This window comes from bacterium, assembly GCA_030647555.1.
GTDB lineage: Bacteria > Patescibacteriota > Andersenbacteria > UBA10190 > CAIZMI01 > CAIZMI01.
This window is the reverse complement of record JAUSJG010000024.1, coordinates 1-14,018: the sequence shown is the minus strand read 5'-3', so window position 1 is coordinate 14,018 and position 14,018 is coordinate 1. Positions and strand designations below refer to the sequence as shown.

Annotated in this window: 13 protein-coding genes; 8 read left to right on the top strand and 5 right to left on the bottom strand. The window is 42.6% G+C overall.

The annotated features are described in order from the left end of the window. The first annotated feature begins 2 nt into the window (after nucleotides 1-2). On the top strand, nucleotides 3-1,022 hold the full coding sequence (locus Q7S57_04825) for a transketolase C-terminal domain-containing protein (GenBank protein ID MDO8512573.1): 1,020 nt from the start codon (nucleotides 3-5) through the stop codon (nucleotides 1,020-1,022). Between the two features lie 683 nt (nucleotides 1,023-1,705). Here Q7S57_04825 and Q7S57_04820 read toward each other — a convergent pair. The 4 genes from Q7S57_04820 to Q7S57_04805 form a co-directional block, all read right to left on the bottom strand. Then, nucleotides 1,706-3,142 (bottom strand): hypothetical protein, encoded by a 1,437-nt coding sequence (locus Q7S57_04820; GenBank protein MDO8512572.1) that lies wholly within the window; start codon nucleotides 3,140-3,142, stop codon nucleotides 1,706-1,708. Nucleotides 3,143-3,255: 113 nt separating this feature from the next. Continuing rightward, complete coding sequence (locus tag Q7S57_04815) at nucleotides 3,256-4,578, bottom strand: hypothetical protein (protein ID MDO8512571.1); 1,323 nt, start codon at nucleotides 4,576-4,578, stop codon at nucleotides 3,256-3,258. 4 nt (nucleotides 4,579-4,582) lie between these two features. After that, nucleotides 4,583-5,320, bottom strand: a complete 738-nt coding sequence (locus Q7S57_04810; GenBank protein ID MDO8512570.1) for a class E sortase — start codon at nucleotides 5,318-5,320, stop codon at nucleotides 4,583-4,585. A 145-nt stretch (nucleotides 5,321-5,465) separates the two neighbouring features. After that, entirely contained in the window at nucleotides 5,466-6,905 is a 1,440-nt protein-coding gene (locus Q7S57_04805) for a hypothetical protein (GenBank protein ID MDO8512569.1), read from the bottom strand. 133 nt (nucleotides 6,906-7,038) lie between these two features. On the opposite strand from Q7S57_04805, the gene Q7S57_04800 reads away from it, so the two are divergent. The 7 genes from Q7S57_04800 (at nucleotide 7,039) to efp (ending at nucleotide 13,612) form a co-directional block, all read left to right on the top strand. After that, nucleotides 7,039-8,049, top strand: a complete 1,011-nt coding sequence (locus tag Q7S57_04800; protein ID MDO8512568.1) for a glycosidase — start codon at nucleotides 7,039-7,041, stop codon at nucleotides 8,047-8,049. A gap of 7 nt (nucleotides 8,050-8,056) precedes the next feature. Next, nucleotides 8,057-8,590: a thermonuclease family protein gene (locus tag Q7S57_04795; GenBank protein ID MDO8512567.1), complete on the top strand. Its 534-nt coding sequence runs from the start codon at nucleotides 8,057-8,059 to the stop codon at nucleotides 8,588-8,590. Between the two features lie 166 nt (nucleotides 8,591-8,756). Further along, complete coding sequence (locus Q7S57_04790; GenBank protein ID MDO8512566.1) at nucleotides 8,757-9,401, top strand: hypothetical protein; 645 nt, start codon at nucleotides 8,757-8,759, stop codon at nucleotides 9,399-9,401. A gap of 49 nt (nucleotides 9,402-9,450) precedes the next feature. Next, nucleotides 9,451-10,428, top strand: coding sequence for a hypothetical protein (locus Q7S57_04785; GenBank protein MDO8512565.1), 978 nt, complete (start codon nucleotides 9,451-9,453; stop codon nucleotides 10,426-10,428). 55 nt (nucleotides 10,429-10,483) lie between these two features. Next, the gene (locus tag Q7S57_04780) at nucleotides 10,484-11,767 is read left to right on the top strand and encodes a glycosyltransferase family 4 protein (GenBank protein ID MDO8512564.1); all 1,284 of its coding nucleotides are present in this window, start codon (nucleotides 10,484-10,486) and stop codon (nucleotides 11,765-11,767) included. Then, nucleotides 11,748-12,839: a hypothetical protein gene (locus Q7S57_04775; GenBank protein ID MDO8512563.1), complete on the top strand. Its 1,092-nt coding sequence runs from the start codon at nucleotides 11,748-11,750 to the stop codon at nucleotides 12,837-12,839. The genes Q7S57_04780 and Q7S57_04775 overlap by 20 nt, the downstream gene beginning before the upstream one ends. 221 nt (nucleotides 12,840-13,060) lie before the next feature. After that, on the top strand, nucleotides 13,061-13,612 hold the full coding sequence (gene efp / locus Q7S57_04770) for an elongation factor P (GenBank protein MDO8512562.1): 552 nt from the start codon (nucleotides 13,061-13,063) through the stop codon (nucleotides 13,610-13,612). 209 nt (nucleotides 13,613-13,821) lie between these two features. On the opposite strand, the gene Q7S57_04765 is transcribed toward efp, so the two are convergent. Further along, complete coding sequence (locus tag Q7S57_04765) at nucleotides 13,822-13,983, bottom strand: hypothetical protein (protein ID MDO8512561.1); 162 nt, start codon at nucleotides 13,981-13,983, stop codon at nucleotides 13,822-13,824. Nucleotides 13,984-14,018: the final 35 nt, after the last annotated feature.

Sequence of the window (14,018 nt, the reverse complement as noted above, 5' to 3'; positions counted from 1 at the left end):
TTATGGAACTTCTTTCTACACGACAAGCTTTTGGTGAGGCACTTTACGAAATAATGAAAAAAGACGAGCGCATTTTTGCGCTTACAGCAGATCTTGGAGAAAGTTTGAAGATGGGAAAAATTATGGAAGAGTTTCCTGACCGTTTTATTGATACTGGTGTGGCAGAGGCAAATATGGCCGGCGTGGCGGCCGGGTTAGCATTGGGTGGGTACATTCCGGTTGCGGGTTCATTCGCAGTTTTTCTTACTCGGGCATTTGATCACATTCGTTTGCAAATTTGTCAGAACCCCACTTCACTAAAGCTTCCCTCCTCCGCGCAAGGCTACGGAAGGGCGCAGCGCGGGGCAGGCCCTGAAGATAGCAGTTCATCTTTTTCAAGTGGCTTGCACGTCATAATAGTTGGCTCTCATGGAGGAGTTAGCAACGCGCCAGACGGCGGGTCGGCGCACGCGCTGGAGGATATCGCTTATATGCGGGCGTTGCCGAATATGACGATTATTAATCCTTCCGATTACAACGAAGCAAAGAAAGCCTTGGTGGTGGCGATAAATTATCCGGGGCCGGTCTATTTGCGTTTGTATCGTGAACCTACGGCGCAGGTTACAAAAACTGATGCCGAGTTTGTGATTGGAAAAGCGAATGTGTTAAAGGAAGGGAAAGATGTTTCTATTGTGGCCACGGGTCCGCAAGTTGCAGAAGTGTTAGTGGCCGTCGCAAATTTGGCGAAAGAAAACATTGATGCGGAAGTGATCGCGGTACCAACAATCAAACCACTGGACGAAATGACACTTTTAATATCCGCGCGAAAAACCGGCCGTGTCGTGACAGTGGAGGATCATAGTGTTAACGGAGGTCTTGGTTCGGCGGTAGCGGAAGTTATGGCGGAAAACAATGTCGGAAAACTGCGCCGTTTAGGATTACGCCAATTTGGCGAATCAGGCAGTTATCAAGACTTAATAAAAAAAGTCGGAATTGATTCAGAAACAATTGCTCAAGCCGTTCGCGATTTGGTAAAAATATGAGATAGAACGAACAGCACAAAAAGCCAAGCGTCCTTGACTTTATGTGCCTATATAACTCAAAAGAGCAATTTACCCTCGCAAAAATATCTTTTTCCGCAAGCCCTCCAGCTACCATCGCAAATTCGTACAGCAACGGGGGTTATTGTTGAAGTTGAGGTCCCTTAGAACACAAAACACTCTGTCTAAAAAATAGATGTTCTTGCTTTGTTTCTAATTATCTCTTTTCCAGCAACAGCCCGCCCCCAAATAGTTTTGTCGGTAATTCGAATATTATTTGCGCCAATGAAAGAACGATGCGCTTAATTCTATAGGTAGTACAGGATATGGCAAGGATTTCTTTCACGGCGTGTCAATGGAAACGGGCAAAATAGACATTCCCCGCTTTGTTTCTGGTAGTAAAAATAGTAGTAAAGGATCGGCAAGGTATTTATATGGTTTTAATTTGAAATTTAAAATTTGTAATTTGAAATCAATTTTTAATAAATAAATTTGAAATAATTCCGCGTTTTTAAAATTAAGCTATTACGATATTTCAAATTGATTAAAAATTTCAAATTTCAAATTAAAAATTAGCGTAAAGGAAGTATAAATTATCATAAACTAAAACAACCCCGATTTACGCGGGGTTGTTCTTTGAAACGGGAGATTGCTTCGGCCATGAAAGGCCTCGCAAAGACGACGAATTACTTAATCAGTTTCTTCGTGATCAGTGTTCCCGCTGTTGCGACTGAACCGGAGAAGGAAAGAAGCATTGAAATTGTGTCGAACGGTAGTCCTGTTTTCGCACTGACCGGTACCGGTATTGGCGCCGTAATCGTCGCGGCGGCGATTTGGGGCACAATTCCCTCAATGAGGGTTGTGTCAACCGCAGTGGCGCGAATGCCATCGCCATTGATGATAACGACGTTTTGCAGAAGGTAACCTTTTGGAGCGTCGAGCGCGACTCGGACTTTTACCGCGTAGGTTACTTCAGAGTTTGCGGAAATCGTTTGGTGGTCCCAAGTGATGGTACGATTTGATTCGTTCGTGGAAGCATTTGGTTTTGTGGACAAGGGAATCAGATAAGATGGAAGTCGGTCAACAATTTTAGCATTTGTGATATCGGAATCGCGATTGTTACGCACCGAGATTTTGTAGGTCGAAGTTTCACCTTGCTTAATCGTTTCGCGATTATCCGTCTTGGAAAGCTCAATATTGTTCTTATTTTCTTTCTTCGTATCAGCGACAACGACAACGATCTTTTGTTCCGTTACCACTTGCACATTGTTTTGTGGCATTGGTGTCGGTGGGACCGGCGTAGGAGTTGGGGTTGGAGGAACCGGCGTAGGCGTAGGCGTAGGCGTAGGCGTAGGCGTAGGCGTAGGTGTTGGTGTAGGCGTAGGCGTAGGTGTTGGTGTAGGTGTTGGAGTAGGTGTAGGAACCGGCGTTGGCGTAGGTGTAGGCGTCGGGACAGGCGTTGGCGTTGGGCAAACAAAGTTCACCCAAACGTTGACCGCGTGCGCTTGACCTTTCGCGATGAGGGCATCACCGGCATCGACAGAACTGGTCGGTGTGTAGTCGCCGCGTAATCCGCATTCGGACCAATTCCATTTGACGACGAATTGGATCGTAGTATTACAGGCGCTTGCGTCTAACCCGGAGAGATTATAGTTGCCCGAGAAACTGCGTGTTGCAATACAAGCGTAACCACCACAATTTACATCATTGATCACATTGTCTTCGAGTACCTGCCAATTACTGTTTTCGCCTTGTAATGTCGATTGACGGCCACCATTTTTGTCATAACGGACAATCGCACGCGCGACGGCAAATTTGTTGGCGCAAGCGATCCAGTCCACGCGATAAGCGTAGGGAACATTGGTCTTTTCGTAAGTGCCGGCCGGCGCGTTATGCGTCGGTTGGTTTACAAAAACTTGTACTACCGGTTGGGCGTTACCAACAAAATTCCAAAAATTGCTACGCACAGCACCTGCGGTAACAGGGGAAAGCACTTCAATGCCATTACCGCTACCGGCGGCATTCGCGTTATTAATGTTAAACGAGACGAGTCCGATTACAAAAAGCAATATTCCTGCGACCAGTACTGTTTTTTGCAACCGTCCTTTGATTAAATCGGTCATATAGATAATTATTAGTTAACGGATAAACATAGTTTATATGGTTATTTTTGTCAATGGTATGTTTATGTCAGACAACAATTAGATATTTATGTCAACTCGATTTAAAATATTTATTACATCTTTTTTATTTTCTTGAAAATGTTTTTTATGCCATATAATCCCGCTCCAGCCAATAGAATTATTGCGACCCCGATCTGTATTGATTTGTAAGACTTTGGTGGTATTGTGGGAGTCGAATTTTCAGTCAATGGAATAATATATTGATCAATTTGATTTCCTTTTTGATCTTTGATGGTCGCAATAATTTCAGAGTTATTCTTAAGATCGCGCGTTAGTTTAATTGGGCCTTGCGTCGTGGCGACGCCATCCGTCAGTTCCGCGCTTTTGACGTCGATGTTGCCGACAATTCCATCGCTGTCTTTGATGGCAACATTCAGATCAACTTTTGTTTTTGTAAAAGCATCGGCTGATCCTACCAAATCGACACGCACCATCATTTCTTGGTCTTTTTTTGTCGCGTTTTTAATTATTCGCATCGAAATTACTTCCGCGTGTTCGCCTTTTACCACCCAGCGGTATTCGGCGAGATTAGATACTTTTTGATTCGAAGTGAAATCTTCAAGTGTCAGGAGGCCGTAATAAACACCTGGTTTGGATGCAACTTGTAAAGGAAAGCTGATATTTTTTGCATCGCCGGCAGGAATTTTTACCGCAGGAATTTTAATTTTATCAAATAGACCGCGCGCGATATCGAACTCATAAATATAGAGGACAGGAATAATATTTGCCGGCGTTTCGAAATTATTTAGCGCGGAAACATTTAGATTGATATACTTTCCGGGCGTAATATTTGGTCCGGCTTGTGAGGGGAATTTTCGGTCAGGATATTCCGGCGAAAGCAATGGACCCGTAACTAATTTAATAAAACCCGTTTTTTGACTGGACAGAGAAACGTCCTCGTTCCACCAGCCCATATCGCGACCACGGGAATTGGTGGCGGTAATTTGAATGCGATATTTTCCTTCCGGTAATGCCGGCGGATTGTAGGAGAAAGCGATTTCTTTTCGTTCGTTTGGCGAAAGCGAAAATTGGTCGCTTGAAACAAAACGGTCATAAAGTGCTGAATTATCTTCCACACTGCCGGTGTTGGGATCGGGTTCCGGAAGCGGATCAAGTAAGTCGATGCGATAAAGCAGTCCGCCGATCGTTTCTTTGTCGTTGTTCCATACCATAAACTTCCCTTTAATTTCATTGGTAGCGGATATTGGCTCTAGGTTTATTTTTGTCACATAAATAGCCGGGGGGCTATAGGAAATAGAAGTATCGGCCTGGGCGCGATTGCCAAATGGATCCGGGCTTTGCGCAAAAGCAGGTGCAGTATCAAAAAGCAACATAAGTACAAAAAGGCCGGTTAAAGTTTTTTGAATAATTGTCATATTATTATTTAATAATAATTAATGGGTTAATTGTCACAAGTTTCGATTCGATGATCATTCTATTTTTTGCGGTCCAAAGTGGCCAGCAGGCCATTAGGGAAAGAGTGGGCGCGGATCCTGTTGATTCGATGAAACGCGTATCCTGGGGATTAATTATGCGCGAGTCGGTAATCACGTAAGTGTAACGATTGCCGTTATAATCGATGAGAATTGTATCGTCAGGTTTAAGTTTGTTAATATTCATAAATGCAAAACGGTACGGCCCCTTCCATGGTTCGCCGGTACTGTGGCCCGCGATAAACACATTGCCGTTTTCCCCGGGATGAACGCCGTTGGGATACATGGCAACACCGGTGGCGAGCGTATTCAGAACGTCTTTGTCTTGCATGGACATGGCTTCAGACACGGGAACGTTTACTTTCAGAGCGGGAATTCTCACCCAATTACCATCTTCAGCGGTTCTGACCGCTGTGAGAGGATTAGTCGGTTTTGCGGCATAAGCGACTAATGGTATGCCGGCTACCGCTTTCAACTGACTGCCGGTGATAAAGCGATCGCCCGCAACCGGGAGTTTTGCGTGTCTTTCGTTCGTCGTGGCGGGCGGGTCTTGACCAAACAAAAAGGTGGTGGCACCGGCAATAAACGCCACAAAAAGAATGATGGGCAAGATCGTCAAAAAAAGGTTTGCCGAGACTACCGGCCCTCTTTCTTCGTGAATTAGGGTTGCTGATGTAGAAAACATAAGGGGTTATTCTACACCAAAACCAAATAAATGTCAATGAAGCCATATTTGGAGTTTATTATATGTGAAAAAAAAGTCATTTCTCTTTCTCCATAACACAAAAGCACCGCCTTTGTCGGACGGTGCTTTTTTTTGAATCTGACGTTTAGATAAAGCGTTTTGTTATTAGCGTTCCGGCTGTAGCTAGACTTCCAGACAACGAGAGTAACATTGAAAATGTATCAAAAGGTAATCCCGTTTTGGCTGTGACCGGTACGGCCGTGATTGGGGCGATTGAAGCGCTGGCAATTTGCGGGGCGATACCTTGAATCAATGTGGCATCGGTCGCGTTACCTCTTATCCCGTCACCGTTAACAATGGCGGAATTTTGAATCAAATAGCCGTTCGGGGCATCCAAGTCGACTCTTACACGTAATGAGAATGTTACTTCGGAATTAGCGGAAATTGTTTGGTTGTCCCAAGTAATGGTTCTGCTTTTTGCGTCGGCGCGTGCGGTTGGTTGTGTGGCAAATGGAATGAGGTAGCTTGGTAAGCGATCAACAATTTTTACATTTGTAATGTCGTTGTCCCTGTTGTTTCGAACACGGAGTTTGTAGGTTAAAGTTTCTCCTTGTTTAACCGTTTCGCGATCATCAGTTTTCGAAAATTCGATATTATCTTTTGCATTCTTGGAAGAATCCGCAGCGACAACAACCGTAATTTTTTGATCGGTAACTGTTGTAACGTTGTTTGCTGGAGTAGGAGTAGAAGTTGGAGTAGGAGTAGAAGTTGGAGTTACGGTTGTTCCTGTTTCATTACGATTTCCATCGTATGAATTTGGGTTACCCACGTTGCCATCCGTGTGACAAATTGGGTCAGCACCATCAATTAAACCATTGCCGTTATTATCACGGGAATCGTTACAAGTGCCATTACCACCACGACCTTCGTCGTTGATAGTTGGATCATAACTCCCAGGGTTGGCCGGATTGAAATCGGTATGACAACTTGAATCAGCAACATCTATTTTTCCGTCACCATCGTCATCGATACCGTTGGCACATTGTTTGGCCGCGGGAACGGGTGTTGGCGTCGGTGTTGGAGTAGCGACGGGACACCAGTTGCCAGATCGGGGCAAAATAGCCGCAAGGTACACATCGGCGTAAGAATGATTATCCTGTAAATGGGTTGGAAATTGTCCGTACCAGAAATCAACTTGCGTGGCACAATTCGCTATCGCAACTGTAAGTGATTTTGTTTCGCCCGGAAGGACGTTTGTTAATGCCGATCCGGCAAAGAATACTTGTGTTGAAACACGCGTAGTGTATGGCTCAATCATCGTATAAGAGGAAAGACTAACCGGTATTGTGCCACAAGCACGATTCGAGATTACCGCAGTAGCAGTGTTTTCGCCGAGGTTCGGTGTTAAGGAAATGCTTATTTGATTGTTTTGCACCCCATTGAGAACATTTTCGATGCTTAGTACGTTTTCCGTGCAGTTATTTGCTTTTGCTCCAAAGGCAAATAACGCCAAAATAATGGAAAACGCCCCACTAATAAGTAGATTCTTGCTTTGTTCCAATTTCTTCATCTGTAATGTTTTCATGCCGATGGTTTAATAAAAATATATTAAGGAGTTCTTATACACTAGGCACATTTATTTGTCAAGTTTGTGTAACAGCAAGGTAGTAATGTCGTGTTTTTCAGAATACTATTTTTGTGGCATCCTGAAGATGTAAATGGAAGAAACTACGAACTTTAAAACAGATAAAAAAACTGGGTCAGCGCGAATTTTATTTAAGTCGTTTTCGTCGAAGGCGACGGACCTGTTTACGCGTGCCAATTCAAATCCAATTTTAAAGCCCACGGATCTTTGGTGGGAGTCGGAAGCGGTGTTTAATCCTGCGGCGGCCGAAGATAAAGACGGGATAATTCATCTTGTTTATCGCGCAATTGGCAAAGATGGCATTAGTAGGTTTGGTTATGCTCGGACAAAAAACGGTGAACACATCGATTATCGATCAACGGAACCAATTTTTGAATCTGATGAAAATAATGAGTTTGAAGAAAAAGGTGTTGAAGACCCTCGTTTATCTTGTGTGGACGGGCAATTTTATATGACCTACACCGCGGCATCCAAATATAAGATTGGCGAACCATTGCCTCCATGGCTTGGTCCGGATCAGCCGTGGCGGGTACGTGTTTCGCTGGCGGTAACTAAAGATTTTAAAAGTTTTTCGAGGCATGGGGTGATTTTGCCGGAGATGGATAATAAAGACGCCGTTCTTTTTCCGGAGAAAGTAAATGGCAAGTTTGCGATTTTGCATCGCTTGCCACCGGATATTTGGGTGGCCTATTCGGATGATTTGGTTGATTGGGACGGGCACGAAAAAGTGACACATACGCGACCGGGGCTTTGGGATGAACGCCGGATTGGTACCGGCGCGCCACCGATAAAAACAGATGTAGGTTGGTTGGTGTTGTATCATGGATCGGATCACCACAATGTTTACCGCGCGGGTTTTTTGCTTTTGGATTTTAAAGACCTATCGCGCGTTTTGGGTCGGAGTTTTGAACCCTCCTTTGAACCGGTGGAGAAATATGAAAAAGAAGGAATTGTGCCGCGTGTTGTTTTTCCGGAAGGTCTAGTGTTGCGTGGCGACGAATTGTTAATGTATTACGGTGGGGCGGATAAAGTTGTTGGGTTGGCACGCGGATCACTGAAAAAAGTTATCGCCTCACTTAAATAAATAAATTATGCGTAAGTATCAGTATTGGTTAGTCGTGATGGTCGTTGCGGTGTTTTTGGCTGTTTGTTTGGTTTGGGCGAATTCATTACAACCCCAAATTTACCAACCAGTTGCTCAAAAAGAAAAAACTACTCCTGCGCCAAGCGCGGAAGCAGTAGGAAATAATTTTGAGGAAGTCTTAGCAACATACGTAATTGATGGTGATACGATTATTCTGCAAGATGGACGACATGTGCGTTATATCGGAATCGATACTCCGGAGTTAGGGTCGGGTGAAAACAAGAAAACAGCAGATTATAATATTACAGCCATAGAGGCACGAAAATTTAATCAGCAATTAGTATTAGGAAAAAAAGTAATTTTGGAAAAAGACGTGGAAGAATTCGATAAATACGGAAGAACGCTGGCGTATGTTTGGGTGGACGGAAAAATGGTGAATGAAGAATTGCTGAAAGCGGGAGTGGCCGTATTGATGACGATAGAACCGAATATTAGGTATGAGGAAAGATTGAGGGTGGCAACTGGGGCTACAAATTTTTAATTTGAAATTTGAAATTTTTAATCAATTTGAAATAACTTAATATTTTAATTTGAAAACTCGGTAATAGATATTTCAAATTTGTATCTTTCAAATTGATTTCAAATTAAAAATTGTAAATTTCAAATTTTCACTTTTATGAGACTTGATTATGTACTAAGATACTTCTATGTCAAAAAAACTGGTTCTATGTATTAAGCGGAAGGAATTAGAAGAAGTGTTTGGGGGCAATATTCCTAAGGGGTTTTCCGTAAACGCTGATTATTTCAGTAAAGCCACGAAGTGTTTCAGTGAAAATGGGAAATTTCTTTCCCGAGAAGATGTTGAAGACGACGAAACGATTTTGCAGGCAATAGTATATGGGGTGGTTTCCGATGGCAGTCGTATTTTGGGACTCTGGCGGAAAGAGCGTCAAAGTGTGAATGGAGAATTTAAAGAGACGCGCCATAATAATAAAATCGGTCTGGCGGCCGGTGGACACTTAGAGCCAACTGATTGTTTTGGTGATCAACAGTATTTTAATAATGAGATTTTGCGTGAATTTTCCGAAGAGTTGTCTTTTCAAGTTTCTCCGAAGCCTGTGCCGACAGGAATTGTGATGTACGAAGAAACGGCGCTTGATCGCGTTCATTTGGGTTTAATTTATAAGGTTCTTGTTCGGGCGGACAAAGTGAGTCTGGCACCCAATAATGATGAATATGATCAGTGTAAATTTTTAACGCCCGTTGAACTTCCGGAACTTCGAGATCGTATGGAGGGGTGGGGTAAAGTAATCGCTGACGCAATAATTTCCGGTACTTTTAATTTGGGATAGTATTATTGGTGTGTGGTAGAATTAGCTAAATAAAACAAAAATGTATTTGATGAGAAAAACAATAAAGACGTTATTTTTGCCGATAATGTTTTTGTTGCTGGTTTTGTTTTCTTGTTCGCAAGCTTTTGCGCAAACAGGTGTGGCCGTAACAACAATAATTGGTTCGCCAATCTTAACCATCGATGCCGGTGTTCTGCCGACAAGTCCTTTTTATTTTCTTGACAATTTTGATGAATGGGTGCAAAAGAATGTTTTTACTTTCGGGATTGGCTCTTTTCGAGCGGAAGTATTTTTGGAAAGCGCGGCCGAGCGGGTCGCTGAACTGCAATTTTTAAATTCACAGGGGACGATAACGAATGAAATAGCCCAAAAGTTGTTAAATAGCTGGCAGAATGATTTAGTATTTGCTGCCGAGATTGTGGGTCGGGATTATATGCGCGGTGGAAGACCGATTAAGCTTACTGATGGAATTTTGAGAACAATGTTGGCTAGTGCGGATGCGATACAGGCCGAATTTAATGAAAATGTGGTCAGTGGTACCGAGTCTTTAAGTTTGGGGGACAATTTTCTTGAGGGGGCTGAGGAAAAAATTGTTGCCAGTCTTATTCCCGAAGACGCCCCTGTACCTGATGCGGTTTTAAAAATGGTTGTGGACGATTTAGCCGTAGAAGTTAGCCAAACACAAATAAAAATTGATAGTTACTTGGCTGAAGAAAGTTTGGTTGGTGTAATTCTGTTTGGACAAAAGTTGCTTGTTGATTCAATAGAAGAAAATCAAAAAATTGCCCGGAGTTTTTACGAGAAAGGGAATTATCGTAACGCTATGGATGCTTATGGCGATTGTCGTCGTGCGCAAAGATTAATTTCAAACAGCAATATCATCATCGAGTTTTCATCAATTACGGAAAAAAAGGAATTGGTTGGTAAGTTGGATCAAGCAATGAAATTAATGACGGATTTGGGTTTGATTGACGCGGGAGAATTAACTTCAGAATATGATAGGATCTTGGTCTCCTATTTCGAGTAAACTCTCTTACCGTGCTTGTGAGCGCGCGGTTGTTGTGGCATAGTTTATTTATCGCATGGAACAGTCTCTTAAAAGGAAGACGCTATCGGGTATTTCATTGGTGCGTCCAATGCCACGTGGTAAGCGTATCGCTTATGTCACCACTTATCCGCCACGGGAGTGTGGTATTGCGACTTTTACGTATGATCTTTCTCAGGCTATTAACACGCTTGGTGTTTTCGCGCGACCAACAATTGTCGCCGTTAGCGACTCTAATCTTAATCAAACAAAACCATATTCGAAAGAAGTAAAATTTATTATTGAACAACATGATAAAGAATCTTACTTAAGGGCGGCAGAATATATTAACAACAGTGATATCGCGCTAGTTTCATTGCAACACGAATTTGGTATTTACGGTACGGAGTCCGCTAAAGACAATTGGGATGGCAGTATGGTGCTGGATTTTTTGCGTGCGTTGAAAAAACCGGTCGTGACGACAATGCACACGGTACTAAAAAATCCAAACGAGCTTCAATTGAAAGCTATCCAAGAAATTGCTCAAAGGAGTGATCGGATTGTTTTGATGGCACGAAATTCACGTCGAATTTTAGAGCCGATTTATGGTATTCCGCGCGAAAAAATGGCCTTCATTCATCACGGCGCGCCGGATGTGCCATTTCACGGCAGTGATTATTTTAAACGCGTGTTTGGTCTTGAGGGGCGAGAAGTATTGATGACCTTTGGATTTTTGAGTCCGGGTAAGGGAATTGAGCATGTTTTGAATGCATTACGCGACGTCGTTCATCGTCATCCGGAGGTAATTTATTTGATTGTTGGTGCCACACACCCTGTGGTGCGCAGAGAAGCCGGTGAGCGTTATCGTCGGGAATTGCAAAAGATAGTTAAAAAACACGGATTGGCGGAAAATGTAAAATTTGTGAATCAGTATTTGACATTGAACCAGCTAACTCTGTTTTTACGAGCAACCAATATTTATTTGGCGCCACAGCTTAATCCGGAACAATATGTTTCGGGTACGGTGGCGTATGCTGCCGCTTTTGGAAAAGCGATTATTTCAACACGGTTTAGATACGCGAGATCTCTTTTGCGCAAAGGTCGCGGTATTCTGGTGCCTTTCGGTGATGATGTGGCGATTGCCAATGCGCTGAATGAAATTCTTGATAACCCTCAAAAAAAGCGGGATTTGGAAGAGGCGATTTATATTTATAGTCGTAAAATGACATGGCATCACGTTGCCAGTCGGTACGCGGATTTATTCAGACGCGTGCTCGCGGAGCATGGCATTGAGTCGGAAGAAAAAGATACGTCGGAAAGTTATGGCCAAGTCACAGTTTGATCTCTGCACCGCTCCAAATCTCTCTTATCTAAGGTTGCTCACAACAGAAAAGGGAATTTGGCAGCACACTAAAGGCAGTGAACCCGACCTTGCGATGGGCTATTCAATTGATGATATTGCTCGGGCGTTAATCGTGGTAAATAAGGCAAATCAACTTTTTCCGGAATTAAATAAAACAGAAACGGATCCTCGGGACTTGGAACAATTGGCGGAAGTGTATTTGAAGTATATTTCCCACAATCAGGAAGCCGATGGCAGTTTTCATAATTTTGATTCGGCGGAAGGAACACCGCTTGATAAAAATGGTTCGGAGGATTCTTATGGTCGAACAATATGGGCCCTGGGCGATACGATGAAAAACGGCATCACGGAAAAACAAAGAAGTGATGCGGACGCAATTTTTATGAAAGCTTGTGGTTTCATGATTAATCTGGAACATGTTAGATCAAATTGTTTTGTGATTTTGGGAATTATTTCTTCTTTGGCTCACGAAAGAATTCCTGAACGTTATGATGTGATGAAAAAGCTTGTAGGAATGGCAATAGAACAATTCAAGAAAGAAAGGACGAGTGATTGGCGTTGGTTTGAAAAAGATATGAGTTATAGTAATGGTGCTATTCCTCTTGCTTTACTTAGGGCTTCGCAAGCGTTGTTAAAAACAGACCCAATCCTTGCCGAGGAAGCAAAGACTGTCGCCTTGGACGCGTTAGGTTTTTTGCTTGTCGTAATGGAACACAACGGGCATCCATCCTTGATTGGGAATATGGGTTGGCACGGCAAAGGCAAACAAAAAGCATTATTTGATCAACAGCCGGTCGATGCGGCGGCAATGGTCTTGGCATGTTTGGAGGCATATAAAGTCACTGGTCATGAACATTACAAAGAATCTGCCGAAAATTGGTTAACCTGGTATGAAGGCAATAACATCATTGGCCGTACGATGCTTAAGGATAACGGCGCTGTATACGATGGTATTCAAGAGGATCGAGTGAATATAAATTGTGGCGCGGAATCGATCGTGACGTATCTGTTGGCGCGGCTAAGATGGGCGGAAGTGGTGTGTAAAAGTTAGGCAGAAGAACATTAGATAAAATCATTGTTTAAGTAATTTTCAAGTTTCAATGACCAATTTTCAAATAATGTTCAAACTCCAATTTTCAAACGACGACGTCGTTTGAAAATTGGGAATTGATAATTGAAAATTTTGGAGGTTTATTGTATTTGTCTTGCATAAATTATGTGAGTACTGGTACTATCTTCAAATAATCTTCACTAAATACTTTGATGTTAACAATGAACGATATGCGGACGGGGGCGACTTTTGCGGAAAACGGTGATCCATGGATTGTTTTAGAAGCGGATTTTATGAAGAAGGCGCAACGCCGTCCGGTGATGCGTACGAAAGCGCGTAATTTGCGAACCGGCCAAGTGGTCAACAAAACCTATAAACAAGGTGATTCTATTGAAGAGGCGGATATTGCCCGCACTAAAGCCCAAGTGCTTTATGTAACCGGCAAGGAATTTTCTTTTATGAATCAGGAAACTTATGAGCAATATGCTTTGACCGCGGATCAAATTGGCGATGTCGCGAAATTTTTACACGAAGGTATGGAAGTGGAGGTAATGATTTTTGAAGGCAGTCCGGTTTCTGTGAAATTACCGATTAAAATTGAAGTAAAAATCATTGAAGCCGCCCCGGGTCTGCGCGGTGATAGCGCATCAAATATTATGAAAGAAGCCATCATTGAAGGCGGAGTAAAAATTCAAGTGCCATTGTTTATCAAAGAAGGTGACGTCGTGCGTTTAGATACGCGTAACGGAGAATATGTGGAACGGGTACAGTAGAAATTTTTTCTTGATAATGAAATTCCCGCGCAAGCGGGAATTTTCGTAAAGCAGAGGAATTTAATTATCAATTTTCAATGACCAATTATCAATTAATTTTCAATTCTTAAATTATCAAAGTGCGACGTAGTTGGTTGATAATTGAATCATTGATAATTAATTGAAAATTGGGAATTGATAATTGAAAATTATCGCCCGCAAATAAAAATTTACTTATCACAAAAATAGGTTGGAGCGGGCGATGTCGGTTTTCCATGTTTCTCCCATTTACCATCTTGGCAAACCCAGGTATCTTCTTTCAGTCGGACCAAAATAATAATTAATACAAACACAACAATCACTGTAATTAACCACGCGTATTTTTTAAGCATTGTTTAATTTTATCACAAACAAGTAACCAGGGTTG